The following is a 24,370-nucleotide window of genomic DNA, read 5'->3' on the forward strand; positions in this document are numbered from 1 at the left end:
GCGCAATCTTCTTAAGTTTTTTTCTGTTCAGGCTCAGTCGACAGATCTTTCGGGACTCCGTCTAACTGGTCGGAGAGCTTTGGTTGTGTGGATGTTAAATCAGTTTGCTGTTGCACATCTAAAGCATTCGCCTCCAACTCAGGATTAGCGGACTGAACTTCAATTTTCAGGGAATCTGTAGACACCTCTTTAAGAGGCCCATCAGTAGACTTGCTAAAGAGCTTCAACATATCGCTCTGCACCATTCTTTCAAGCATTCCTAGCGGCAGAGGGTCTGGTTTACTGTAATCGTCAATATAAATGTCCAACCCATCCATGATGTTGAAATGGGGGTCTGTAAACATTTTCTTAAGGGCAGCTTGTTGAACAGCGGGGTCTACGTCCGGCTTCATGAAAGCAGAAAAATCGGGGTCAAAACGATCGATCTTCGCAACGTCATCCAATGTCGGCAACGGTGGAGCTTCATCTTCAATCTTCTCAACAGCTGGAGCTGGAGATAAATCCTTAGGAGCTTCAACCTTCTTCTCTACAGAATCAGGCTCAATGCCTGCCTTGCGTTTAGACCAACGCCCGAGAAATCCGTCTGCCATCATTCCTCCGCAGGACGCTCGGGACCTTTAAATGAGGCAGGCTTGTGACGTTTTTTGGGTTCAGGTCGATACTTTTCATTGACGTACTCTTGCAACCAAGATGCATGCTGCTCACTCATGGAAACCGTATCAACTGACTCACCGCCATCAAGCAAGCGAGCCGCTTCGTTATAGCTAACGCAAATACGATGTGGCACTGCAAAAGTTGATTCCGCTTTGGCTAAAGCCAAGGATTGCTCGTCAACATATCGCTCAATATCTTCTTCGAGACGCCACATCACAAACCAGCTTGGGGTTGTGGCAGAAACGTTGAGGTAGTAACCCTCAGCCTCATCAGGAAAAAGATCAAGTTCGTAACCAGTAAACAACCAAGACTCTCCCTCGGGATCACGCCCAAGAAACTGACCAGAAATAGCATTGCTTTGTTTGCTATTAAATTGCCCCAAATCAGGCACCACTTCTTGAGGCGCCCAGCGGTAAGAAACCCATGGGTTATCAATATTTTGTTTACGCATTAATACAGCAAAGCGCATAAATGTTCAGGGCCTTAGGTGTTTTGAACAACAATGTTCGGAAATTTACTGCTCATATCTTTGGATAGAGTAGCAACACGTATAGCAACCTGTCTAGCAATGCCTTTATAAATCGCACTAATGGCACCATCAGGGTCTGCGACCACTGTAGGACGCCCTGCGTCTGCCTGCTCTCGGATAGATAGGTTCAAAGGTAAGCCACCCAAGAAATCCACTCCATACTCTTTGCACATCTTTTGGCCACCGCCTGCACCGAATACATGCTCCTCATTTCCGCATTTTGTACACACGTAGGTACTCATATTTTCAATAATGCCGATGATGGGAACGCCCACCTTTTCAAACATCTTCAGACCTTTGCGAGCATCTAACAAGGCAATGTCTTGCGGTGTAGTAACAATCACTGAGCCAGTAACGGGAACTTTTTGCGCCAGGGTTAATTGAATATCACCAGTACCTGGGGGCATATCCACAATTAAATAGTCCAAATCACGCCAACGGGTTTGACGAAGCAACTGCTCGAGAGCAGAGGTCACCATTGGGCCACGCCAGACCATTGGCGCATCATCATCAATCAAAAAGCCAATTGAACTTGCCTGCAAGCCATAAGCCTCCATTGGCTCAATCGTGTTCTCTTCAAGAGAGTCTGGTCTACCAGTAATACCCAACATCATTGGCTGACTTGGACCATAAATGTCTGCATCCAAAATGCCAACCTGTGCACCCTCGGCCGCTAGCGCTAAAGCCAAGTTCACTGCTGTTGTCGATTTACCAACTCCACCCTTGCCACTAGCAACCGCAATAATATTTTTTACACCAGGCAATAGCTTTACGCCACGCTGCACTGCATGCGCAACAATTTGACTAGAAATATTGACGCTGACATTTTTAACGCCAGACAATTCGCGCAAAGCATTAATCACCGATTTGCGAATCGAATCAAACTGACTCTTTGCTGGATAGCCTAGTACGATGTCTAAAGAAATGTCGCCATCATCTACGCGGAGATTTTTAACGTTTTTTGCAGTAACGAAGTCAATCTTAGTATTAGGATCAACTAAGCCTTTAAGTGCTGCTTGGACCAACTCTGGTGTAACCGACACAACCTTCTCCTAATATGAATATACCTAGAGTGGGATTCTAGGTTTTAGTATTTTTCTTAATTAGCGCTAGCTTACTCGTAGCCACAAATATTTGCTGAGAGAACCCCCGGCAAGCTGGAATAGAGCGCTTTAGAAAATGAGCAGACTCAGATAATAGACCGCCATAGACATGAGCGCAGTTGCTGGTATGGTGAAGATCCACGCCCAAATGATGTTTCCCGCAACCCCCCAGCGAACTGCACTAGCTCTTTGAGTTGAGCCCACACCCACAATAGCCCCGGTAATCGTATGGGTAGTGGAAACGGGAATACCAATAGCTGTTGCTGCGAATAAAGTAATTGCGCCACCAGTTTCAGCACAGAAACCACCTACAGGCTTTAACTTGGTGAGCTTCTGCCCCATGGTTTTTACAATTCGCCAGCCACCAAACATCGTGCCCGCAGCAATAGCGACATAACAAGAAATAATTGTCCATGTAGGCGGCATCTTTGCGCTAGCTTCAGCATAGCCAGTAATAATGAGCAAAAGCCAAATAATGCCGATAGTCTTTTGAGCGTCATTACCACCGTGACCCAAGCTGTAAGCGCTTGCAGAAACTAATTGTAGGCGGCGGAACCAGCGATCTGTTTTAGCTAAGTTTGCATTTCGGCAAATCCACGCAACGATCAACATCATTAAAGAGCCAAGCAAGAAGCCAACAAACGGTGAAATAAAGATAAAGGAAACGGTTTTAATGATTCCTGACCAAACCAAGCCATCTGTACCCGCTTTTGGTAATGCCGCTCCAACTAAGCCGCCAATCAGAGCGTGAGAAGAGCTTGATGGAATACCGTAGTACCAAGTAATCACATTCCATACAATTGCTCCCACTAAAGCACCAAAGATGACGTGTAAATCAACTGCAGCAGGATGCACAATTCCCTTGCCTACCGTGGCAGCAACACTTAAATGAAAAATGAAGATCGCTAGAAAGTTAAAGAAGGCTGCAAATACTACTGCTTGCTGCGGCTTCAAAACTCCAGTGGAAACTACAGTGGCAATTGAGTTGGCGGCATCATGAAAACCATTCATGAAATCGAATGCAAGCGCTAATGCTACCAATAGCGCTACAACCCAAAAAGCCACTTCTATCGCTGGCAACTTAATTCGCCTTAAGAGTTTTCAAGAACGATGCCTTCAACTAAATTGGCAACGTCTTCACATTTGTCTGTAACCTCCTCAAGCAACTCATAAATACGCTGGCACTTAATGAGTTCACGCACTTCGATATCTTCGCGGAATAAGCGGGTAATCGCAGTAGATAAAAGGCGGTCAGCACCTGACTCCAAGTGATCTATCTCGTCGCAAGTCTTCAGGGCGGCTTTAGCAACTTCTGGATCGGAGATATCTTTTAACGTTGCAACTGCATTCTTCATGCTGATACAGCATTGATTGCAAAGCTCTGCCATTTGCACCATTTCTGGTGTCATTTGCTTTACGTCATATAAATGCATTGCCTCGGTACCGTTTTGCAATAAATCGGCTACGTCATCCATCGTATTGATGAGCGAGAAAATTTGATCTCGATCGATTGGTGTGATAAACGTTTTGTGTAAACGACGATGTACCTCTTTTACTACGTCGTCGCAAGCATGCTCTGCTTTATCAACATCTTGTGTGTACTTGGCGCGCAAGGCTTCATCGTTATAGTGCTCGACAAACTTTAAGAAAGATTCGGAGGCAGAAACAATATTGTTAGCGTGTTCATTGAAAAGCTCGAAGAAATTACCATCGTGAGGCATTAGCTTACTGAAGAACATAAATCACGATCCTTTAGGAACAAAAACTACGGGTTTTGTTAGGTTTGACGACATTCTAAACAATTGCTATTTAGTAACTGGAAAGCCAGCATCTGTTATAAGCTGGCTAGCCTGCGCTTCAGATAATGTAGTTTCCAGGCTGACAATCTGGCTTACCAAGTCAGCCTGAACTTTAGCTTCAGGGTCCTGAGCCTGAATTGCTCTCGTGACCGCATTAATACAGCCTCCACAGGTCATCCCAGATACTTTTAAAGTCAACATATAGGCCTTTTTGATGTAAATGCGGCTTGCATGCAGTAGATTATCTTCTATATGAAACCCCAAATAGACACTAAATCAGAGCTATTTACTCTGGATATCGGCGGGATGACCTGCGCCTCCTGTGTAGGCAGGGTTGAGAAGGCTTTGGACAAAATACCCGGCGTAGAGGCTGCCAGTGTGAATTTGGCAACGGAACAGGCCAAAATCCGCTTAAAAACAGATTCCGGGCTCAATGCGGATGACCTTATCGCCATAGTCCAAAAAACAGGTTACGAAGCGAAAATCAGTAGCCCCCATCAAATTTCAGAAATAGCAGCCTCTAAATTATTCTGGGGGACAGATGGTTTGGGGCGTGTGCTACTAGGATTCGCCCTCTCCGCCCCACTTTTTCTCCCGATGTTCCTCATGCCTTTTGGCATACATTGGGCACTTTCGCCAAAGTGGCAACTTCTACTTGCCACTCCAGTGCAATTCTTTTTGGGATGGCGTTTTTATAAAGCAGGCTTCAAATCTCTCATGTCCGGTGTGGGCAATATGGATTTATTGGTGGCACTGGGAACTAGCGCAGCGTATGGTCTCAGTATTTATCAAATGATTACATCGCCTCACGCAAATCATGAGCTGTACTTTGAAGGATCCGCAGTCATTATCTGCATGGTTTTACTAGGTAAATGGTTAGAGGCCAGAGCTAAGCAACAAACTAGCGAAGCAATTCGTGCATTACAAAAGTTGTGGCCAGAGCACGCCAAAGTGATTGAACGAGATATTGCCATCACCGAGAGTTCCGCATTAGATCAATTTCATGATCTACCTTTAGATCAGGTGTTTCCGAAAGACCGTATCTTGGTTCTGCCCGGCGAGCGAATACCAGTGGACGGCATCATCCTACTTGGCAATAGCCACATTGATGAATCACTGCTCACAGGAGAAAGTGATCCAGTCAAAAAACGTATCGGAGAAAAAGTTATCGGCGGCTCACTCAATGGCGAAGGCGTCTTAGTCATTGAGGCTCAAGCAGTGGGCGTTGAGAGCGTGCTTTCTAAAATCATCTCCCTAGTTGAAGATGCACAAACTCAAAAGGCGCCAATACAAAAACTGGTAGATCAGGTGAGCGCTATTTTTGTTCCTAGCGTGATCGTAATTGCAATCATTACAGGATTGGCAAACTGGTTTTATCTGGACTCTGCATCTATTGCCATATTGAGAGCCGTATCAGTGCTCGTGATCGCCTGTCCATGCGCACTAGGACTTGCAACACCAGCAGCCATCATGGCGGGTACTGGGGTGGCGGCGCGTTTTGGGATTTTAATTAAGGACCCACAAGTTTTAGAGTTGGCGCATCGCTTAAATGTTGTTGCGTTTGATAAAACAGGGACGCTCACCATTGGCAAACCAAGACTACTGAAAGTAATTTCTTTTAGCGGAACATTTTCTGAGAGTGACATCCTGGTAACAGCTGCAGGCCTTCAACTTGGTAGTGAGCACCCTCTTGCAAAAGCACTCCTTGATGCCGCCAAACAAAATGATTTGACCCCAATAACACCAACCGATAGCAAAGCATTGCCTGGTATTGGCATTAGCGGCAAACCTAATGCTGGCCCTCTTGCTGGGCAGAGCCTTACCCTACAAAGCATTGCATCCCTAGAGAGCAACTGCCACTATGCCGAAATACTAAGTAAAACTCAGGCTTGTTTTGAGGCTGGTCAAACTGTTTCAATCTTGATGAATAATGAAGTACCCATTTCGCCAATTGCCATATTCTCATTCGGGGATGAACTTAAAGAGAATGCTCAAGAAGCAATTACCTCATTGCGCCATCTTAATATTCGGGCTGTAATGCTATCTGGTGACAATGTTGCTGCAGCGAACCGTGTTGCAAGAAACATTGGAATTGAAGAAGCATTTGCGCAAATTATGCCAAGTGATAAAGCAGAGATTATTCGCAAGCTTCAATCTAAAGATGGTCATCGCCAATTTGTTGCCATGGTAGGCGATGGTGTGAACGACGCGCCTGCCTTAGCTACCGCAGATGTTGGTATGGCTATGTCTACTGGGACTGATGTTGCAATGCAGGCTGCCGGTATCACCTTAATGCGAGGTGACCCTACATTAGTTGCAAATGCGATTGATATCTCCAAGCGAACCTGGCAAAAAATTCAGCAAAATTTATTCTGGGCTTTTATCTTTAACGCTACTGGCATCCCTCTGGCTGCTCTGGGCTACCTCTCGCCGATGCTGGCCGGAAGTGCCATGGCGCTATCAAGCTTTTGCGTTCTAAGCAATGCGCTTTTACTCAAGCGCTGGCGCCCTACTCGCTAATAAAACATCTTTTAGTAAGTTGTACTTATTTTGCATTCTTGCGTATCAATTCAATATCGCCATAGAACGCGCGTGTCTCTGACTTAGTGTTATCGGTATCGGTCAGCAAAGCAATACCAATAACTTCACCGGGCGCTTCGCCATATGCACGCTTGTAGTCAGCCGCCAAATCACGCTGGTGTTTATGCCACTGCCCTAAGTTATCCCAGCCAGAATCAACCACAATCATTCTGATACGCGAAGTATGTGCATTTGTAATGATGGTGTCGACAGGTGATTTTCCGGACCAGATATACATCAGCGTGGCATACGGCATCTCTTGACCACTGATGAGATTAGCCATCTCAAAAGTCATTTTTTCTTTTAAGGGTAGCTTGGATTTATTGCCATCAAATGCAACCAGAATGCGCAGGGGTGCATCGTCAGCATACCCATCGGCATTGTCAGCATTAACGATTGGATTCAGCGCTTTCCATTCCCATTGCAGTAGTAGATTTGATGCCTGACGTGGACGCAACTTCACCGCCAATCCAGATGCAGAGGTTTTTGAATTTGCACTCAGTACTGTTTTCCCTTGATAGCTCTCAAGGCGATACACCGTATTCTTTTTAAAGGGCGCTATGCGATAAAAATTCCATCCGTTTGGCATACCGTTTCGGGCTGTCTCGGCAGAGAATTTAGGCAGCTCCTCTTGGTCCGGCAGCTGATCCGCATTAAATGGTTGGCCGGCTTCGTTTTGGACAGAATCGCCACTTAAGCCAGCACAGCCGACAAGAATTAGGATCGCACTGAGAATGAAAAATAAAGGGGCTCGCTTCCACATGCCTTAATTGTCCCAAAGATTGCTCGATGTGAGTCTAAAATCATTTCATGCGCCATCAATCACCCTCAAGCTGGGCCGGAATCTGCGTCTTTATTGCCGCGGTAGTGCATTTGGCCCTGGGTTTTTCTATTGAGTTCTCAGTGGATGAGGCCCACTACGCTTTGTATGCCCAACACTTAGCTTGGAGCTATTTTGATCACCCACCTTTAGTAGGCTGGATTCAGTGGCCCCTGGTTGCCCTAACCTCCTCAGAGGGTTTGATTCGCCTTATCCCAGAATTGTTATGGATTATTTCTTGTTATTTGGTTTATCAAGTCACGATTGAGCTTCATCGCCTGATTCAAGGACGTAATGCCGGCTACCTCACCAGTACACTTCCATCAGCAAATTTATGCGGTCTATTGGCAGTGTTAATTATCACTGCCGCACCGATGCTTCATGTACTAGCAATTGGTTTATTGCCCGATACTCTACTGGCACCCTTAAGCCTTGGTCTGATGCTAATGGCGCTTCGTTGGCTAAGAAAAGATCAATTCAGCATTGGTGATTGGATTGTGACTGGCATCTTGCTGGGCCTCGCAGGCCTTAGCAAATACACTGCCGCTTTTACAGCGTTTGCATTGTTATTAGTATTCCTCAGCTCACCCAGAAAATCTTGGTTCACCAAAGTAGGTTTCTGGCTAGCAGCATTGACAGCCCTCTTGCTCATCTCGCCCGTGCTTTATTGGAATTGGGTGAATGACTGGATTTCATTTAAATACCAACTAGCTCATGGCGGTGGCGGTGAATGGCTTTGGCGTCGACTAGCTGCGTATATTGGAATTCAAATTCTCGTCTTTGGTCCACTATTTATCTTGGGTTGCGTGATCTTTATTAAAGATTGCATGCATGGGGCGAAGCTTTCTCTAGTTGCACTTTTAGGATTCTTTTTTATTCCTTTTGTAATTTTTACTAGCTTAGCGGGTGGGGGCGGCCTTCCTCACTGGACCTCCCCTGCATGGTTCTGCCTCGCTCCTTTTGCCGGAATTGGTTTAGCAAAAGCATGGGTAATGCAACATCGTCATTGGATTCGTATTTTGTTTTTCATCCAAATTGCAATCTGTTGTATCGGCTTTACTTATGTCTTATCTGGAGGAATTAGCTCAGGCGCAATCAAATCCAACCCCATTGCAGATTTGTACGGATGGAAAATTGCTGGCCAGAAAGCAGCTGAGCTGACCAAAGCCACCAAAGCAAATGGCATCGCCGTTCAAAACTGGACCTTAGGCAGTCGCGCTGCTTGGTATGCGTCACCCACCCCGGTATTTGTCTTAGATCAGAGACAAGATCAATTTGACCTATGGTTTGGCGAGATTCCGATTGGGGCAAATATCCTTCTTATCAGCTGGTCTGGAATGGCCTACCCTCTGCCAGTAGGCAATAAGTCTGCCTTTGAGGCATGCCAGCCCCTTGATAGCCTTGAAATTGAGCGATTTGGTCGAATTTTGTCCAAATTTGACTTTAGCCTTTGTAGCAAATGGCGGGGATCAGGTTCTTCAGAGTAATTCCCTCAAATTCAAGACCTTAGGCGCCCAAGGCATTATCCTTACGCTTATGAGTTCACAAGCCAAGCCCACCCCAAAAACCCAATCGGGGTGGAAATCCATTCTCAAACGAGCGTGGCCCACCATTCGCGTACTTCTGTCTATAGCATTGCTTTGGAAGGCTACTAGCGGAATTGATTGGCACTCACTTTTTAATACCCAAATTCAGATGCAACCACTCTGGTTTTTAGCTGCACTAGCCAGTATGATGAGCGCCTTTATTTGCGGCGGTTATCGCTGGGGATTATTCATGCAGGCAGTAGGGTTTCCACGCCGCATCCGCTCCTATATCGGCCTCTACTTTGCCGGTGGCCTCATCAATCAGGGGCTGCCAAGCACATTAGGCGGCGATAGCTATCGCGCAATTACTGCGACTCATTTAACCAACACCGGCAACCTCTCTGAAACTAAAGAGTTAGATGAGGAACTTCATCACTCAGTAGACCTTGAGCACGCCACGCCGAAATTACGTTTAAGTTTTGCAATGGTCTTAGTCGATCGCCTTTTAGGTTTAGCAGGTAACAACTTACTCGGTGCTATTGGTTTGATATTAGGGGGTGCCACTCTTGCAGCTTGGGGACAAGACTTAGGATATGCAGTCATGGCAGTAATGTTGTTGGCAGGCGTAGCCATTGCGCTTATCTTAGCTTGGGGGCCAAGCAAGCAGCTATTACAAAAATTTCTAGATCGCTTCAATATGAATAATGCGATGCCTGGAATTGAGTTAGCTTTTTCATGGCCAAAGAATATTGCGCAAGCGGGCTTAGCAATTGGCATCCACTTCCTCACCATTTTGACCTTGCTATTTTGCTTAAAGGCTTATGGAGTGGATGCACCTATTGAAAGTCTCATGATTGGCCTACCTGCCCTCAGCCTTCTACTCATGTTGCCAATCAGCATCTCTGGATGGGGATTGCGTGAAGCTACCCTTTCTTCAGTCTTGGCCTTATGGGGCGTAAATCCATCATTAACAGTGCTGGCCTCCATCAGCTATGGAGCAATTACTGTTTTGTCAGTTCTGCCTGGCGCCTACTTTTTATTAAAACGAAAATAATTTTTTTAGAGCAAAACTATGACTATTAGCGTCAATACTATGCGCGCCATTGATCATTGGGTCGGCGTACCTCTTTGTGCAATTGTGAGTCCTGTTATTGCTTTGATTGATGGCATTAAGAATGTATTTAATCGCGGACCAGAGACTCCAAAAAAATTACTCTTTATTGAACTCTCAGAAATGGGTAGTGCGATTTTGGTAGACCCAGCAATGCGCAATGCGCAGGCTCGTGGAGCAGAGATATTTTTCCTTATCTTTAAAAGTAATCGTGCCAGCCTCACTTTACTCAATACTGTTAAACCGGAAAATATCTTCACAATCGACTCATCCAGCTTGGGCGGCTTAATCAAAGACACGCTTCTCTTTCTATTACTTGCTCGCAAGCATCGTATTGATACCGTTATTGATTTGGAGTTGTTTTCACGCTTCACAGCTTTACTAACTGGTATGTGTGGCGCACGCCGTCGTGTTGGATATCATATCTTTCATGGCGAAGGCTTATGGCGTGGTTTCATGCTGACCCGTAAGGTCCATTACAACCCACACATTCACATTACTAAGAATTTTCTGTCGCTAATCCATGCAGCCTTTGCCCAAAAGATTGAAATTCCTTTTAGCAAGATTGAAATTCCTGATTCAGAGGTTCGTTTGGAACAGGCCATCATCAATCCAAGCGCTCTAGAAAAGGTTCGCGAACGAATTGAGAGGCTAGCGAAAGAAGCCAACATCCATTATGTGTCTGGGAAAAATCGTCTCATTCTGATTAACCCAAACGCGAGTGATCTGCTACCACAACGCCGTTGGGCGCAGCAGCGTTTTTCAGAGTTGATTCAAGCTATTCACCAGAAATACCCAGATGATCTGATTCTCATTACTGGATCGCCTACTGAGTTTGCCTATGTAGAAAAAGTTCGCGCCGTTGCAAATATTAAAAATGCTCTGAACTTTGCCGGACAGGTCAGCTTTGCTGAACTACCACCCCTTTACACCCTATCCGATGTCATGGTGACCAATGACTCTGGTCCAGGCCATTTTTCAGCGGTAACACCATTAAGAACCGTTGTTCTCTTTGGCCCTGAGACTCCAGCTCTGTATGGTTCTGTTGGCAATTCCATCGCCATCACCGCCAATTTGGCTTGCTCTCCTTGCGTGAGTGCCGCCAATCACCGTAAGACACCTTGCCATGACAATGTCTGCATGCAAGCCATCACCGTTCCACAGGTCTTAGATAAAGTGATGAAGCAATTACAAGATGCAGATCAGGCAAAGGCTCGTTAAGCTGGATGAGTAAGAAAGCAATACCTGGGTTTGCTTGGTTCATCCCGCTAGCTCCATTTACGCTGGCAGCCATCACCTACTTCTGCGACCTTCAGAGCAGTAGCTTTCTATATATCAATGAATTTACTCAGCAACTACCAGACACACTTTGGGCATGGCTTACCTTCCTAGGTAATGGTTGGGGTATTTTTGCGTTAGCTTTTCCACTCTTATTATTAGCGCCAAGAATCTTAACTGCAGGTATATTTGCTGGCGCTATAGCGGCTGTAACAAGCTCGCTATTGAAAGGCATATTCAATCTACCAAGACCCGCAGGTATTTTGGCTGAAGGAAGTTTTTATCGCATCGGTGAAGCGCTATTACATAGAGCTTTCCCTTCCGGTCACACTCTTACAGCATTTGCTATTGCCAGCGCCTTCTATTTCTCAGCGCCCAGAGAAAAAAGGGCGCCCCTCCTGCTTTTATTTGTCTTGGCTGCATTCGTAGGGCTTTCGCGTAATGCGGTGGGAGCGCATTGGCTAACCGATGTTTTGGGTGGAGCAGGTTTTGGTATTTGGTGTGGCATGATTGGAGCTTGGTTAGCCAATCATTTTCCGGAGAACCAACTAGGCCCCAAAAAAATATGGACTCACCTAATTGCACTTGGTGGTGTTGTGGCAGCCTACTCACACTTCACCCAAAAAATGGATCTTGAATTAAATCAACCGCTGCAATACGCTTCGATTGTGATCATCTTGATTACGCTTGCACTATATGGCAAAGCGCAATTTACTCAAGAGCGTCCATAATGAGTTCGACTCAACATGTTTAGCTACAGACATGCATTTCATGCCGGCAGTCATGCGGATATCCTTAAGCACCTCACCCTGATTCATTTGGTTGAATATCTACAAGAGAAGCCTGGGGCTCTCACCATAGTGGATACCCATGCTGGTGCAGGTGTTTATAGCTTGCAAGATGGCTTCTCAACCGTCAGCAAAGAAGCAGATGGCGGAATTTTTCGCCTCACTCAATATGTGGAAACCTGTAAGCATGCGAATACACCGGTTCCAGAGAGTATTTTGGAGTATTTAAAATTCATCAATGCGGAGAATATTGATGGACAACTGACAACTTATCCCGGATCCCCCTTCATTTTGGCTCGTCTATTGCGTCCGCAAGACCGTCTTAAGTTATTTGAGCTACATCCCAAAGAGATTGATATTCTGCGCCACAATATTGGCGAGCTCAAGCAATCAAAACAGATTGATATTTATGCCGAGGATAGCTTTTCCAGACTTAAAGGCTTACTACCCCCTCCCAGTCGGCGTGGCTTGGTATTGATTGACCCCTCTTACGAAGACAAACAAGACTATCGCTACCTTGAAACCGCCATGGAAGATGCATTGCAACGCTTTGCCACTGGCTGCTATGCAATCTGGTATCCCGTTATTTCCAGAAGAGAATCTATCGCTCTGCCTGATCGCCTGAAGAAAATTGCCGCAACGCATAAACGCTCTTGGCTTCATACGGAGTTACGTGTTGAAAATGTGCCTGGTGAACGTCGCCTTCAGTCCAGCGGTATGTTTATTATTAACCCACCCTGGACCCTAGAAAAACATTTGGCTCAAGCCTTACCTACCCTATCGAAAGCGTTGGGCATTAATGGTGGTGGTCAATTTTTATTGAAAAGCTTTGAAGCAAAGAATTAGTCGCGTAGGTTAATCATGACCTCATTTCGCCGCATAAACGGCAAAGTCCAGGGCGGGTTGTAACGCGCAAAATTCGGTGCACCAGCGCTTTGAAGATTCTTGATCTTCATCCACTGCTCAAGTTCGAGAGTTTTCTCGGCAACTTTTTGGTCGTTATAAAAACCACTAAAGCTGATAACAGCCTTTTTCATTGCCAGAATTTGACGTAATTGCACTTGAGAATTTAATGGCTTAGGAATCGTTTCCATAGTGTACTCAGCCGGCATCACAAATGACACAACCCATTTACCAGCATTTGACTCAATTCCCACGGGAGCGGTCATGGCAATCTTTGCATTTTTTACTGATTGATCCACTACCGTCACCGGTGCAGTCATCGCTATTTTTTCACTCACTTGGTTCTGCCCAAATATATAGGCAGCAATTAGACGAAAGCCTTGACTAGATGCCCCATCTAAATCACCCTCAACCTGAACTTCAGCCACAATCATTGGCGCATATGCTCTGACTTCAAAAGGAGGTTCTTTTTCAAGAACAGTGTATTTTGGCTCTTCAGTTGCCATGACTGCCCCAGTAAATATAAAAGCAATGAGAATGAGAGCGCCTCTCAAAAAAGGGTGGCTCAAAAGATTTCTAGTGACTACCACCGAGACTTCAGCTCAAATCCATTTGGGTTGAAGCTTAAATTCCCTGAAACACCAACAGGCAAAGTTAATTTATTCGCCTGATGCCCAAATGGAAGACCGGTCAAGATTGGAATCTCTTCGGACAAACGTTTGCGAATCGCCTCTATAGCCCGCTCGAGCGAATAACCTTTATCGTTATCGTATAGACGATAAGCAGAGAATCCGCCCAGCAGAATAGCGCCCTGATTTGCAAGTATTCCCGAATCCAAAAGCTGCATCATCATTCTTTCGATACGATAAGGATGCTCATTGACATCTTCAAGGAACAGGATGCCGCCTTGCGTTTGCTTATTACTAGGCAGGTAAGGTGTACCGACTAAACCCGCTACAACAGTTAAGTTTCCACCCCATAGCAGACCTGTGAGGGAACCAGTCTTGGTTTTACCTAAGAAGGCTTGCGGAGCTGATACTGTGCATTCCAAGTTACGGTCTTCAGCGGCATTTTGAAAATGCCCCCACATGAATGCATCCGGAACCACTGGAGCACCATCGTCACCTAGCCGCCCAAAGTCATAATTAAGCATTGGTCCAGCCAAAGTGATTGCACCCGTTTTTGCCAACAGGCCCAGCTGAAATACCGTGAAGTCACTATGACCACAAACTTGCAAACCATTTTGAATCGCATTTGCAATCGCGCTCCACTCAATGCCCGGGAGCAAGCGATGAAGGCCATAACCGCCACGCATTGCCATCACCAAGGCATCTCCATCCAATTTGGATAAGTGATTGATTTCCTTAAGACGTGCGTCATCACTACCTGCAAATCGTTCATACACTCGATTCACGCAATCCGTGTTTTCTACAGCAATACCTTGACTCTCTAACCAGCTAATGCCAGCTAAAGGACTTTTGCTATCTAAGCTTGCTCCAGATGGAGCAATCAGGTGAATGGATTTCAACGTCGTCCCTTAAAAAAATCGCGCAACAACTGACCGCACTCCTCACTCATGATGCCACCTTCTACGCTAGTCTGATGGTTAATTTGCTTAGAGGCAAAGATATCTAAAGCACTGCCTGCAGCGCCCGTCTTGGGATCTGGTGCTCCATAGACGACGCGATCAATCCTAGCATGGAGCATAGCCCCAGAACACATGGTGCATGGCTCTAGGGTGACATAGAGAGTGCTGCCTGGAATACGGTAATTCTCTTCAGCTAAAGCGGCCTCTCTTAGAGCCAGCATTTCAGCATGCGCACTAGGATCGTGATTTGCAATTGGCTTATTAAAAGCTTTGGAAATAACCTGGCCATCTTTGACCAATACAGCGCCTACAGGAACTTCCCCTGATTGTGCAGCCAACTGAGCCTGCTCAATTGCCATACGCATATATTTTTGGTCAAGCTCAGCTTGAGTCATTTAGGCAGAGTGAATATCAGCCCAACAATTGGGCGTCTCGTAAAGACGAATGGATGAAAGCTCTAAGCGACCACCAAAGGCCTTACTAAATACTGGCTGCAAAATAGCAAACGCTGCATTCGCAAGATTTTCTACAGTAGGCACATGCTCCATGATGACAGTCTTGTGGTTAGGCAATGTTGCCAAGAAAGCAACTAACCCCTCATCCTCTTTTGCCACTAAAAACGCATGGTCCCATAACTCAACAACGTATTGATTTGTTAAACGTTTGATGTCGCCAAAATCCAAGACCATCCCATCATCTGCTTTACCAGGATGATCTGCTACCTTACCAGTCAGCGTCACCTCTATTGCATAACGATGCCCATGAAGATGACGGCACTGCCCATCGTGATTCGGAATGCGATGGCCAGAGTCGAACTCGAGGCGGCGGGTAATAGAGATAGGGGGTTGTTTGATTGACATTAAGTACTCAATTAATATGTTTATTTAGCTAGATTACCGAATCCCAATGAGTTTATGAGACTGCAGACTTAATCTCCATAAAGGGCGTTTTTGACATAGGGTTACAGCCAACTCTGTATTACTTTTTAGACCCGGACCATCCATAGGCTGCAAGAAGCGATTGCGATAGTCCATCTTCTCAAAACGCGCCATGATCTTTTCTAAATCTGCATAATTTTGTTGCGGAATTACCAATTTCAGCTCATCAGCTTGCAAGACAATTAAGTCAGAGCCAGCTTTAGGGCTTACACAAACCCAATCAACTCCCTTGGGAACTTTTATCGTGCCATTGGTTTCAATGGCGACTGCAAAACCTTTTTGGTGAAGCGCTGCAATTAATTCGTCATCCAACTGAAGAAGAGGTTCACCACCAGTAAAAACCACATAACGTTGCTGAGGTCCGGCAGAAGTACTGCGCCATGCAGTTTCAATTGCATCCGCAAGCGAAGCTGCGGTATCGAACTTGCCACCACCAAAACCATCACTCCCAACAAAATCGGTATCACAAAATTGGCAAATAGCGCTAGTGCGATCTTCTTCGCGTCCGCTCCATAGATTACATCCAGCAAAGCGGCAAAATACTGCCGCCCTACCAGCATGAGCACCTTCACCTTGGAGAGTGGGAAATAGTTCTTTTACGGTATACATAGCAATGCACCTATTTTAAGCGCTTTGCTTACTTCCAGGAGATTAGCTCCCACTCCAGGAAATCTTCCCAGTAAGCATTAGACCAATATACGCCTGAGGTAATGTAGCGTCCTGAGCTCCTGCGAACCACCCACCGACCAATCTCCGGAGAAAACCACAACTCCTCGCTCCGAATATTGCCAACCCTAAAGAGGTCGTTACTAACAAAATTCGGTATTTCGTTTTGAACTCGCAAGACTAAAAACTTACCAGCAGGAGATTTAATGCGCTCCCACTGGGTTGCAGACATACTAAGACCCCAGTAGTAAGTAGATCCAGGATAGGAAAGAACCTCATACTCGGTAGTGAAGAATTTATTCCAACCAACCTGCAATTGCTCGGGCCACAAAGGTATGGCTTTAGTAAATTTCTGAGGAGGCTGCCAGTGTGGATCTTGAATGACATACCCCCAAGGCGCCTGGATTTCATCAGGAAGTGGTCCCGCTTTAACCCCAGAGCGACTGATACGAATCTGCTCTCCCACTGATACCACTCTCTCGGTGACGGTATCCACAATCTCTTGGTTAAAAACATTGCGAACTTGATAGACCCATTCTTGACCAATCTTTGGAGCCCTTACTGCAGGAGTTGGCATAGGTTGCACCTCTAGTCGACCCCTAGGAACGGGCTGAGACGAAATGCAACCCACCAGCAAAGCTGGTAACGCTATTAAAAGTAATCTGCGCAATCTATTTACTTGTATGAAGTCAGTTGCCATTGATAGCTATCCTCTAAATTGGGCATACCCAATTGCCCCTGAATCATGTATGAACCAGATGATTCTTTGGCTACCCAGCGACCAATGCTTGGGGCGAACCAAATGGTTTGTTTACGAATGCAATTCACTTTATTGTCATCATTACTCTCGAAGTTAATTAGGTTTTGATAACGCAATGTTAAGAAGGTTCCTGCAGGTACGGTAATTTGCTCCCAACCATGTGCACTCATATATTCTTGCCACCCATAAGCATTTTCAGAGTATCCGCCCAAGCTATATTTGGTGTTCAATTGCTTACTCCAGCTTGATGTCAGCTCCTCAGGCCATAGGGGAATCGGTGGCTTGAAACTTATGAGGCGTGGCCACGAAGTATCTAATTGAACTACACCCCATGGTCCCTGTATCTCGCTCGGTAATTGACTACCATCTTCATCTCTGCGCTCTATCACAATGGTTGAGCCAACACTAGCAACTCTTTCTGAAATTACTCCACGGATCTTGCCATCGAAAACATCACGCTTGACATATGTCCACTCCTGCCCAACTTGAGGCGCCCTCACATTTGGAGTTGGCTTTGGTTGAGCAACAGGAGTACCCCTTTGGTACGCCAAGGGAACACCACAGGCGACAGGGGCTAAGGCTGCTGACGCAATAAAAGTACGACGCGATAAATTCATCTTCTTCTCCCGCATTAATCTCATTACTTCACAAAATGATTTTAAGTCTGAATCCTGCGATCAGGCTATCGGTATAGAGCGTTCTCTATGAAATTCTTGGGTACGGTTGTCTTGGGAATAGCGATTCCCAAACCATCAAACCAGGATTGTGCTTTGATTTCAAAGCCCACACCATGCATATAGTTATAAAGTGCTTTTCTCAAGCCGTGCCCCAATAAATCATGATCTACCCCAGTAGGGTCGATAAAGGAGACATCATTCTTAGCAAAAGTGATTTCAGGCAAAGGTACCAATTCCACTCCATACTCTTGTGGATTTAGCCCTACCGGAGAATGGACTGTGCAGATAAATCGATGAAAGAAGCCGCTTTGGATACAGCCACTCTCAAATAACTGTCTTACATACTCCAAAGCATCTACTGTTTCTTGCACGGTTTGACTCGGGAAACCATACATCAGATATGCGTGTACCAAGATGCCTGCATCCGAGAAACCTTTGGTCACCTGAGCAACCTGCTGGACTGATACGCCTTTTTTCATCAGATTGAGCAAGCGATCAGAAGCAACTTCAAGGCCGCCTGACATAGCAATGCAACCACTCTGAGCTAGAAGTTCAGCCAATTCTGGCGTAAAGGTTTTTTCAAAGCGAATATTGCCCCACCAAGAAATGACAACTTGACGACTAATTAACTCCTCCGCCAAAGCCTTTAATATCTTTGGCGGTGCTGCTTCATCCACAAAATGAAAGCCTGTTTGCCCAGTCTCGGAAACAATTTGCTCAATGCGATCCACCAGCAAACTGGCTGATGCAGTTTCATAGCGCGATATATAGTCAAGCGATACATCACAGAAGCTACATTTCTTCCAATAACATCCATGCGCAACAGTTAGCTTGTTCCAACGACCATCGCTCCATAAGCGATGCATAGGGTTGAGCATATCCAGAAGCGATAAATAAGAATCTAGCGGTAATCCATCCCAGGTCGCAGTGCCAACTTCCTCGAAAGGAATATCTGGCTCCTGCCAATTGAAATATTGCACCTGATTGTTCGCATTACGGATAAAGGTACGCACCAACCTCTCAACAGAGCGCTTACCAGTAAGATGCTCTAGCAGGGCAAGCAATGGTCTCTCGCCAGAATCCAAGGTAATGAAATCGACGTAATCAAATATGCGAGGATCAGATAGCTCTCGCAACTCTGTATTGACATACCCACCACCCAATGCAATCTTGATTTCTGTATGATTACTTTTAATTACTTGGGCAATACGTAAGGCTGCATACATCGCACCAGGAAAAGGGACTGATAAAAGCACTAGACCCGGCTGATGGCGCTCAATTGCTTGGTTGGCAAGTGCCTGCAAATGCATATCCATCAGCGTTGGCTTGGCATGAAGTGCATCTGCTAAAGGCGTGAAAGTAGGTTGACTACTTGCCAGTGACTCTGCATAGCGCACGAATTCAAAACGATCGTCAACGGCATCACGTAAAACATCGGAAAGATCATTGAGATAAAGGGTTGCTAAATGACGTGCTCGATCTTGTGATCCTAAGGCACCAAATGCCCAAGATAAGGAATCACCAACCTCTTCTTCATCAAATGCATCAAGCGATGAAAAGCGGGGCCCCTCAGGCAAAAAAGCTCGACTATTAATACGATGACTCAGGGTGCTATCACGCCCCTGCAAGAAAGCAATTACTGGCGAGATTGTGGATTGATACGTGGAAAAGCAATCCAGAAAAAAGTTAACGCTAGCACTGCGATTCTCTTCGGGCGCGCTGAGAGCTTGAGCATGAATTTCTGACAAGCCTTCTGGTGTAAAAAAACTGAGTACCAGAGCTAAAGCCAAATCCTCTTGCACAGCATCCACACCACGTGATCGCAAGAACCCAGTAAGGTAAGCCGTAGAGGGATACGGGGTATTGAGCTGCGTCATCGGAGGGATGAGGCTTAATACCTTCATATGACTATATTCCAAGGAGACTTAACTCTTCAGGGGTAAAGCCTGCTTGCTTGCGCGCCTCGATATTGAATGGACCCTTAAGAACAGGTGCCCGATATTTTCCAGCTAACTCTCGATAAGCTGTAATTGGAGATAGATTATCTTTAGAGCATAAGAAATTAAACCAACGATTGCCAATCAGCACGTGACCGATTTCATCATTAAGAATAATCTCTAGAATCTCAACAGCGCGAGCCTCTTTAATTTGTTTAAAACGATCTCGAATTGAAGGCACCGCATCTAGCCCTCTTGCTTCCATTGTTCTGGGGACAAGCGCCATTCTGGCGATGACTGAATCCGTTGTTCTCTCAACCATCTCCCACAAACTATTGTGGGCTGGAAAATCACCATAGGCAAAGCCAAGTGTTTGTAGATGCTCATTAACCAGACTGAAGTGATAAGCCTCTTCTTTGGCAACTTTCAGCCAATCTTCGTAGTATTCTTCAGGCATATCCGGAAAACGCCAGATCGCATCTAAAGCTAAATTCATGGCATTAAATTCAATATGAGCCAAGGAGTGCAATAAGCCCGCCCTACCTTCTGGCGTATCCATTCTTCTTTTGGGAACCAGCTTAGGAAGCACAAGCTCTGGCTTTACTGGGCGGCCAGGAAGAATGAGATCTGGAGAATCAATCTTACGAGAAACATCTAGCGTCACTCGATGCTGTTGATATTCATCAAATAACCTACGTAACTGACTTACTTTAGTCTGTGCATCTGAGCTTGCTAGGATTGCGAGTGCTGTTGCTCGTAACTCAAACATAGGAATTAGCAGGCTGATTTAGCCCGCACCTTATTCCCACTCAATCGTTGCTGGCGGTTTTCCACTAATGTCATATACCACTCGATTGATGCCACGCACTTCATTAATGATGCGATTAGAAACCTTACCAAGCAATTCATGTGGCAGATGGGCCCAGTGTGCAGTCATAAAGTCTTGGGTTTGAACCGCACGCAGAGCAACAACATACTCATACGTTCTACCGTCACCCATCACGCCAACAGACTTCACTGGCAAGAAGACAGCAAATGCTTGGCTAGTAAGGTCATACCAAGATTTCTGACTTGCTTCGTCGATCGTATTACGTAATTCTTCGATAAAGATGGCATCAGCACGCTGTAAAAGACTGGCAAATTCCGCCTTCACTTCGCCCAAGATTCGGACGCCAAGACCAGGGCCTGGGAACGGATGGCGATATACCATCTCACGAGGTAATCCTAAGGCAACGCCAAGTTCGCGCACCTCATCTTTAAACAACTCACGTAATGGCTCGAGTAATTTGAGATGCATATCTTCAGGTAAGCCACCTACGTTATGGTGACTTTTGATCGTATGCGCGCCCTTCTTACCCTTACCAGCAGATTCAATCACGTCTGGATATATGGTTCCTTGAGCAAGCCACTTTGCATTCTTAATTTTTCCAGATTCAGTTTGGAAAATTTCAACAAATTCTTTACCAATAATTTTGCGCTTTGCTTCTGGGTCAGAAACACCAGCCAATTCGCCCATGAAGGTTTCTTTAGCATCGACACGAATGACCTTCACACCCAAATTGCGTGCGAACATTTCCATCACCATATCGCCCTCATTGAGACGAAGTAAGCCATGGTCAACAAATACACAAGTCAGTTGGTCACCAATAGCTCGGTGAATTAAGGCTGCAGCAACACTGGAGTCAACTCCACCAGACAAGCCAAGAATGACCTCTTCATTGCCAACTTGTTTACGAATGCTCTCAACTGCCTCGGCGATGTAATCACCCATTACCCAATCAGGCTTGCACTTGCAAATCTCATGCACAAAGCGCTCAATGATTGCAGTGCCTTGAATGGTGTGGGTTACTTCAGGATGAAACTGGAATGCATAGAAACGACGCTCTTCATCAGCCATGCCCGCAATAGGGCAAGACTCAGTTGATGCCATCAATTTGAATGATGGGGGTAATGTTGTGACAGAATCTCCATGACTCATCCACACCTTGAGAATGCCATATCCTTCGCTAGTGGAGAAATCCTGAATACCTTTAAGCAAATTGGTGTGGCCATGTGCACGCACTTCAGAGTAACCAAACTCACGAGCCTTACCCAAAGACTCAGCGGATGCAACGGCCCCACCCAATTGAGTGGCCATCGTTTGCATGCCATAGCAAATACCCAGCACAGGAACACCAAGCTCAAAAACAATTTGTGGCGCACGTGGACTGCCGTCTTCAGTTACTGAACTAGGCCCACCAGAAAGAATAATACCCTTACCACCCTGTTCTTGAATGAACTTTCGGATAAATTCAGGATCACAATCGTAGGGATGGATCTCAGAATAGACTCGTCCGTCACGTACACGCCTTGCAATCAGTTGGGTTACTTGTGAACCAAAGTCGAGAATCAGTATTTTGTCGTGCACGAAAAGGCTAGCCTTTGTTTCAGCTTTTTTTGACTTGTTAATCAATATGGTAATTTGGCGCTTCTTTAGTAATCTTCACATCATGAACGTGCGACTCGCGCACACCAGCTGAAGTGATTTCTACAAAATTGGCCTTTTCATGAAGCTCATCAATGGTTTTGCAGCCGAGGTAACCCATGGAGGAGCGAATACCACCAGTAAGCTGATGCAAGATTGCTAATACGCTGCCCTTATATGGTACTTGACCTTCAATTCCCTCTGGCACGAGCTTCTCGGCATTGGCAACAATGTCGCTTTGGAAGTAACGATCGGCAGAGCCATCGGCCATCGCACCCAAAGAACCCATTCCACGATAACTCTTATAAGAACGTCCTTGATACAAGAACACTTCTCCAGGAGCTTCTTCAGTACCAGCAAACATGCCACCCATCATTACAGAGCTAGCGCCTGCTGCTAGCGCTTTTGCAACGTCACCAGAGTAACGCACACCACCATCGGCAATCAATGGAATACCAGTTCCTTTAAGCGCAGTCGCCACATTGACAATTGCTGTGATTTGTGGAACACCAACGCCCGCAACAATACGAGTTGTACAAATAGAGCCAGGGCCAATACCTACTTTCACACCATCGGCACCATGATCGGCTAATGCTTTAGCAGCATCGCCAGTAGCAATGTTGCCGCCGATTACTTGTACATGAGGGTAGTTTTTCTTAACCCACTTCACGCGATCTAAAACACCTTGGCTATGACCGTGTGCAGTATCTACTACGATAACGTCAACACCAGCGCGCACCAACAACTCAATACGTTCGTCATTGTCAGGGCCAACACCTACCGCCGCGCCCACGCGCAGCTTGCCTTCGCCGTCCTTGCAAGCATTTGGATGCTCGGTCGCTTTGAGAATGTCTTTTACAGTGATGAGACCGCGTAACTCAAACTTGTCATTGACCACCAATACACGCTCTAGGCGATGCTGACTCATTAAACGTTTTGCTTCGTCCAATGAGCAACCTTCTTTGACAGTCACTAAACGCTCACGTGGAGTCATTTTGCTTTTGACTGGCGCATCCAAATCCTCTTCGAAACGCAAATCGCGGTTAGTAATAATGCCAACTACTTCTTTGCCAACGAGTACTGGGAATCCAGAGAAGCCATGTTCGCGAGAAAGCTGAATGACTTGGCGCAAAGTGACATCCGGGCCGATGGTGATTGGATCGCGCAGTACGCCAGATTCGTAGCGCTTAACTTTCGCCACTTCGCGCGCTTGCTCGGCAGGCTTTAAGTTTTTATGAATAATGCCAATACCACCCTCGCTGGCCATGGCAATTGCCAAACGACCTTCGGTAACGGTGTCCATAGCTGCGGACACCAATGGTGTATTGAGTGAAATTTCTCGAGTTAACTTACTTGCCAAGCTGGCATCTCGAGGGAGTACCGATGAATAGGCCGGTACGAGGAGCACATCGTCAAAAGTGAGTGCTTTTTGAATGAGTCGCATGCAAAACCCCTAGTCGCAAAAACCGATTATAGCCTCCTAGCCTTTCTTTTAGCAGCGGCAGCCTGGAATTTGGCATCTTGGTTCTGGTTGGCCTTTTTACGCCGAACCGTCTTGGGGTCTATTAACAAGGGTGAGTACAGCTCCAGACGATCGCCATCATAAATGGGGCTATCCCAGTCTTTACGCTTCCCAAAGACCCCAAAGCAGCCCTTTCTGGCCAAAACCGGGTCATCTGGTCCAAGCACAATTCCAGCTTTCACTAAAGCCAACCCCACTGTTGCTGATTGACCTTCATCCAGAGACAACTGAAATGGCTTGAGCACTGGCTCCCCCTGCCTAGCATCGCAGAGAGTGAGATTAATAAAGCAATCAGCCATAGAGCTCTTCAGCGCGCTTCACAAAACAATCCACAAACGTACCTGCTATATGACCAAAGACTGGTCCAATAATCTTATCCAGGATGACGCTTTTAAACTCCCAATGGAGCTTGAACTCCACCTTACAGGCATCCTCTCGCAATGGGATAAAGTTCCATTGCCCCGAAAAATGCTTAAACGGGCCATCCACAAAGACCATATCAATGGTTTCCGGGCGATGGTTCACGTTACGTGTATGAAAGTACTGGGTAATGCCCTTGAAATGAATATTGATTTTGGCGTCAAGTACAGTTTCGGTCTGCTCAAAAATTTCCACGCCTCCACACCACGGCAGAAACTCAGGATAGCTGGCAACATCTGTCACCAAGCCATACATGCGGTCGGCTGATTGGCCAATTAAAACGGTCTTGTAGACGTCTGCCATAATC

26 protein-coding genes are annotated in these 24,370 nt (G+C 45.9%); 6 read left to right on the plus strand and 20 right to left on the minus strand.

Annotation, left to right across the window (positions count from 1 at the left end):
• Window positions 1-11 precede the first annotated feature (11 nt).
• From ICE93_RS09685 to ICE93_RS09710, 6 genes are all read right to left on the minus strand, one after another.
• Window positions 12-593, minus strand: a complete 582-nt coding sequence (locus tag ICE93_RS09685; RefSeq protein ID WP_216187697.1) for a DUF3306 domain-containing protein — start codon at window positions 591-593, stop codon at window positions 12-14.
• Window positions 590-1,105, minus strand: coding sequence for a DUF3305 domain-containing protein (locus ICE93_RS09690; RefSeq protein ID WP_370624610.1), 516 nt, complete (start codon window positions 1,103-1,105; stop codon window positions 590-592). The genes ICE93_RS09685 and ICE93_RS09690 overlap by 4 nt, the downstream gene beginning before the upstream one ends.
• Window positions 1,106-1,137: 32 nt before the next feature.
• Window positions 1,138-2,226 carry an iron-sulfur cluster carrier protein ApbC gene (apbC, locus tag ICE93_RS09695; protein WP_216187701.1) on the minus strand — a complete coding sequence of 363 codons (1,089 nt, stop codon included), beginning with the start codon at window positions 2,224-2,226 and terminating at the stop codon, window positions 1,138-1,140.
• Between the two features lie 129 nt (window positions 2,227-2,355).
• Window positions 2,356-3,297, minus strand: coding sequence for an anion permease (locus ICE93_RS09700; RefSeq protein WP_370624630.1), 942 nt, complete (start codon window positions 3,295-3,297; stop codon window positions 2,356-2,358).
• Between the two features lie 80 nt (window positions 3,298-3,377).
• Window positions 3,378-4,025: a DUF47 domain-containing protein gene (locus ICE93_RS09705; RefSeq protein ID WP_068321769.1), complete on the minus strand. Its 648-nt coding sequence runs from the start codon at window positions 4,023-4,025 to the stop codon at window positions 3,378-3,380.
• 66 nt (window positions 4,026-4,091) lie between these two features.
• The gene (locus ICE93_RS09710; protein WP_216187705.1) at window positions 4,092-4,286 is read right to left on the minus strand and encodes a heavy-metal-associated domain-containing protein; all 195 of its coding nucleotides are present in this window, start codon (window positions 4,284-4,286) and stop codon (window positions 4,092-4,094) included.
• A 51-nt stretch (window positions 4,287-4,337) separates the two neighbouring features.
• On the opposite strand from ICE93_RS09710, the gene ICE93_RS09715 reads away from it, so the two are divergent.
• Entirely contained in the window at window positions 4,338-6,605 is a 2,268-nt protein-coding gene (locus ICE93_RS09715) for a cation-translocating P-type ATPase (protein ID WP_216187709.1), read from the plus strand.
• Window positions 6,606-6,630: 25 nt separating this feature from the next.
• Here ICE93_RS09715 and ICE93_RS09720 read toward each other — a convergent pair whose 3' ends face one another.
• Complete coding sequence (locus tag ICE93_RS09720) at window positions 6,631-7,428, minus strand: DUF3047 domain-containing protein (RefSeq protein ID WP_216187710.1); 798 nt, start codon at window positions 7,426-7,428, stop codon at window positions 6,631-6,633.
• A 47-nt stretch (window positions 7,429-7,475) separates the two neighbouring features.
• Here ICE93_RS09720 and ICE93_RS09725 point away from each other — a divergent pair, with 47 nt between their 5' ends.
• The 5 genes from ICE93_RS09725 to ICE93_RS09745 are packed head-to-tail and all read left to right on the plus strand — an operon-like array spanning window position 7,476 to window position 13,034.
• Window positions 7,476-8,972, plus strand: a complete 1,497-nt coding sequence (locus ICE93_RS09725; RefSeq protein ID WP_216187712.1) for a glycosyltransferase family 39 protein — start codon at window positions 7,476-7,478, stop codon at window positions 8,970-8,972.
• 49 nt (window positions 8,973-9,021) lie between these two features.
• A complete protein-coding gene (locus tag ICE93_RS09730) occupies window positions 9,022-10,065 on the plus strand; it encodes a lysylphosphatidylglycerol synthase transmembrane domain-containing protein (RefSeq protein WP_216187714.1) in 1,044 nt (347 codons plus the stop codon).
• Window positions 10,066-10,083: 18 nt separating this feature from the next.
• Complete coding sequence (locus ICE93_RS09735; protein WP_216187716.1) at window positions 10,084-11,343, plus strand: glycosyltransferase family 9 protein; 1,260 nt, start codon at window positions 10,084-10,086, stop codon at window positions 11,341-11,343.
• Between the two features lie 5 nt (window positions 11,344-11,348).
• Window positions 11,349-12,131, plus strand: coding sequence for a phosphatase PAP2 family protein (locus ICE93_RS09740; RefSeq protein ID WP_216187718.1), 783 nt, complete (start codon window positions 11,349-11,351; stop codon window positions 12,129-12,131).
• Between the two features lie 15 nt (window positions 12,132-12,146).
• On the plus strand, window positions 12,147-13,034 hold the full coding sequence (locus tag ICE93_RS09745) for a 23S rRNA (adenine(2030)-N(6))-methyltransferase RlmJ (RefSeq protein WP_216187720.1): 888 nt from the start codon (window positions 12,147-12,149) through the stop codon (window positions 13,032-13,034).
• Here the strand turns inward: ICE93_RS09745 and ICE93_RS09750 are convergent.
• The 13 genes from ICE93_RS09750 to ICE93_RS09810 form a co-directional block, all read right to left on the minus strand.
• Window positions 13,031-13,597, minus strand: a complete 567-nt coding sequence (locus tag ICE93_RS09750) for a heme-binding protein (protein ID WP_216187722.1) — start codon at window positions 13,595-13,597, stop codon at window positions 13,031-13,033. The genes ICE93_RS09745 and ICE93_RS09750 overlap by 4 nt on opposite strands.
• A gap of 77 nt (window positions 13,598-13,674) precedes the next feature.
• Window positions 13,675-14,619: an LD-carboxypeptidase gene (locus ICE93_RS09755; protein WP_216187724.1), complete on the minus strand. Its 945-nt coding sequence runs from the start codon at window positions 14,617-14,619 to the stop codon at window positions 13,675-13,677.
• On the minus strand, window positions 14,616-15,074 hold the full coding sequence (tadA, locus tag ICE93_RS09760; protein WP_216187726.1) for a tRNA adenosine(34) deaminase TadA: 459 nt from the start codon (window positions 15,072-15,074) through the stop codon (window positions 14,616-14,618). The genes ICE93_RS09755 and tadA overlap by 4 nt, the downstream gene beginning before the upstream one ends.
• Entirely contained in the window at window positions 15,075-15,539 is a 465-nt protein-coding gene (queD, locus tag ICE93_RS09765) for a 6-carboxytetrahydropterin synthase QueD (protein WP_216187728.1), read from the minus strand.
• Between the two features lie 33 nt (window positions 15,540-15,572).
• Window positions 15,573-16,226, minus strand: coding sequence for a 7-carboxy-7-deazaguanine synthase (gene queE, locus ICE93_RS09770; RefSeq protein ID WP_216187730.1), 654 nt, complete (start codon window positions 16,224-16,226; stop codon window positions 15,573-15,575).
• A 28-nt stretch (window positions 16,227-16,254) separates the two neighbouring features.
• Window positions 16,255-16,860: a hypothetical protein gene (locus ICE93_RS09775; RefSeq protein WP_255554602.1), complete on the minus strand. Its 606-nt coding sequence runs from the start codon at window positions 16,858-16,860 to the stop codon at window positions 16,255-16,257.
• Between the two features lie 98 nt (window positions 16,861-16,958).
• Window positions 16,959-17,660 carry a hypothetical protein gene (locus ICE93_RS09780; RefSeq protein ID WP_216187734.1) on the minus strand — a complete coding sequence of 234 codons (702 nt, stop codon included), beginning with the start codon at window positions 17,658-17,660 and terminating at the stop codon, window positions 16,959-16,961.
• Window positions 17,661-17,725: 65 nt separating this feature from the next.
• Window positions 17,726-19,624, minus strand: coding sequence for a radical SAM protein (locus tag ICE93_RS09785; RefSeq protein ID WP_216187736.1), 1,899 nt, complete (start codon window positions 19,622-19,624; stop codon window positions 17,726-17,728).
• 4 nt (window positions 19,625-19,628) lie between these two features.
• Complete coding sequence (locus tag ICE93_RS09790) at window positions 19,629-20,426, minus strand: ferritin-like domain-containing protein (protein WP_216187739.1); 798 nt, start codon at window positions 20,424-20,426, stop codon at window positions 19,629-19,631.
• A gap of 30 nt (window positions 20,427-20,456) precedes the next feature.
• The gene (gene guaA, locus ICE93_RS09795; protein ID WP_216187742.1) at window positions 20,457-22,064 is read right to left on the minus strand and encodes a glutamine-hydrolyzing GMP synthase; all 1,608 of its coding nucleotides are present in this window, start codon (window positions 22,062-22,064) and stop codon (window positions 20,457-20,459) included.
• 37 nt (window positions 22,065-22,101) lie between these two features.
• Window positions 22,102-23,565, minus strand: coding sequence for an IMP dehydrogenase (gene guaB, locus ICE93_RS09800; protein ID WP_216187744.1), 1,464 nt, complete (start codon window positions 23,563-23,565; stop codon window positions 22,102-22,104).
• Window positions 23,566-23,591: 26 nt separating this feature from the next.
• A complete protein-coding gene (locus tag ICE93_RS09805) occupies window positions 23,592-23,942 on the minus strand; it encodes an RnfH family protein (protein WP_216187747.1) in 351 nt (116 codons plus the stop codon).
• On the minus strand, window positions 23,935-24,366 hold the full coding sequence (locus tag ICE93_RS09810) for a type II toxin-antitoxin system RatA family toxin (RefSeq protein ID WP_216187750.1): 432 nt from the start codon (window positions 24,364-24,366) through the stop codon (window positions 23,935-23,937). Before ICE93_RS09810 ends, ICE93_RS09805 begins: the two co-directional genes overlap by 8 nt.
• Window positions 24,367-24,370: the final 4 nt, after the last annotated feature.

Origin of the sequence: Polynucleobacter sp. MWH-HuK1, from assembly GCF_018881815.1 — a bacterium.
Classification (GTDB): Bacteria; Pseudomonadota; Gammaproteobacteria; order Burkholderiales; family Burkholderiaceae; genus Polynucleobacter.

What these genes read in the sequence shown, in the direction of transcription:
- ICE93_RS09790 (WP_216187739.1), bottom strand. Translation starts at nt 20,426, where the DNA reads ATGTTTGAGTTACGAGCAACAGCACTCGCAATCCTAGCAAGCTCAGAT.
- ICE93_RS09715 (WP_216187709.1), top strand. Translation starts at nt 4,338, where the DNA reads ATGAAACCCCAAATAGACACTAAATCAGAGCTATTTACTCTGGATATC.
- ICE93_RS09735 (WP_216187716.1), top strand. Translation starts at nt 10,084, where the DNA reads ATGACTATTAGCGTCAATACTATGCGCGCCATTGATCATTGGGTCGGC.
- ICE93_RS09750 (WP_216187722.1), bottom strand. Translation starts at nt 13,597, where the DNA reads ATGGCAACTGAAGAGCCAAAATACACTGTTCTTGAAAAAGAACCTCCT.
- ICE93_RS09775 (WP_255554602.1), bottom strand. Translation starts at nt 16,860, where the DNA reads ATGCCAACTCCTGCAGTAAGGGCTCCAAAGATTGGTCAAGAATGGGTC.
- ICE93_RS09705 (WP_068321769.1), bottom strand. Translation starts at nt 4,025, where the DNA reads ATGTTCTTCAGTAAGCTAATGCCTCACGATGGTAATTTCTTCGAGCTT.
- ICE93_RS09700 (WP_370624630.1), bottom strand. Translation starts at nt 3,297, where the DNA reads ATGAATGGTTTTCATGATGCCGCCAACTCAATTGCCACTGTAGTTTCC.
- guaB (WP_216187744.1), bottom strand. Translation starts at nt 23,565, where the DNA reads ATGCGACTCATTCAAAAAGCACTCACTTTTGACGATGTGCTCCTCGTA.
- ICE93_RS09725 (WP_216187712.1), top strand. Translation starts at nt 7,476, where the DNA reads ATGCGCCATCAATCACCCTCAAGCTGGGCCGGAATCTGCGTCTTTATT.
- ICE93_RS09785 (WP_216187736.1), bottom strand. Translation starts at nt 19,624, where the DNA reads ATGAAGGTATTAAGCCTCATCCCTCCGATGACGCAGCTCAATACCCCG.
- ICE93_RS09805 (WP_216187747.1), bottom strand. Translation starts at nt 23,942, where the DNA reads ATGGCTGATTGCTTTATTAATCTCACTCTCTGCGATGCTAGGCAGGGG.
- ICE93_RS09745 (WP_216187720.1), top strand. Translation starts at nt 12,147, where the DNA reads ATGTTTAGCTACAGACATGCATTTCATGCCGGCAGTCATGCGGATATC.
- ICE93_RS09710 (WP_216187705.1), bottom strand. Translation starts at nt 4,286, where the DNA reads ATGTTGACTTTAAAAGTATCTGGGATGACCTGTGGAGGCTGTATTAAT.
- ICE93_RS09780 (WP_216187734.1), bottom strand. Translation starts at nt 17,660, where the DNA reads ATGAATTTATCGCGTCGTACTTTTATTGCGTCAGCAGCCTTAGCCCCT.
- queE (WP_216187730.1), bottom strand. Translation starts at nt 16,226, where the DNA reads ATGTATACCGTAAAAGAACTATTTCCCACTCTCCAAGGTGAAGGTGCT.
- ICE93_RS09730 (WP_216187714.1), top strand. Translation starts at nt 9,022, where the DNA reads ATGAGTTCACAAGCCAAGCCCACCCCAAAAACCCAATCGGGGTGGAAA.
- tadA (WP_216187726.1), bottom strand. Translation starts at nt 15,074, where the DNA reads ATGACTCAAGCTGAGCTTGACCAAAAATATATGCGTATGGCAATTGAG.
- ICE93_RS09685 (WP_216187697.1), bottom strand. Translation starts at nt 593, where the DNA reads ATGATGGCAGACGGATTTCTCGGGCGTTGGTCTAAACGCAAGGCAGGC.
- queD (WP_216187728.1), bottom strand. Translation starts at nt 15,539, where the DNA reads ATGTCAATCAAACAACCCCCTATCTCTATTACCCGCCGCCTCGAGTTC.
- ICE93_RS09810 (WP_216187750.1), bottom strand. Translation starts at nt 24,366, where the DNA reads ATGGCAGACGTCTACAAGACCGTTTTAATTGGCCAATCAGCCGACCGC.
- ICE93_RS09720 (WP_216187710.1), bottom strand. Translation starts at nt 7,428, where the DNA reads ATGTGGAAGCGAGCCCCTTTATTTTTCATTCTCAGTGCGATCCTAATT.
- ICE93_RS09690 (WP_370624610.1), bottom strand. Translation starts at nt 1,105, where the DNA reads ATGCGTAAACAAAATATTGATAACCCATGGGTTTCTTACCGCTGGGCG.
- ICE93_RS09740 (WP_216187718.1), top strand. Translation starts at nt 11,349, where the DNA reads ATGAGTAAGAAAGCAATACCTGGGTTTGCTTGGTTCATCCCGCTAGCT.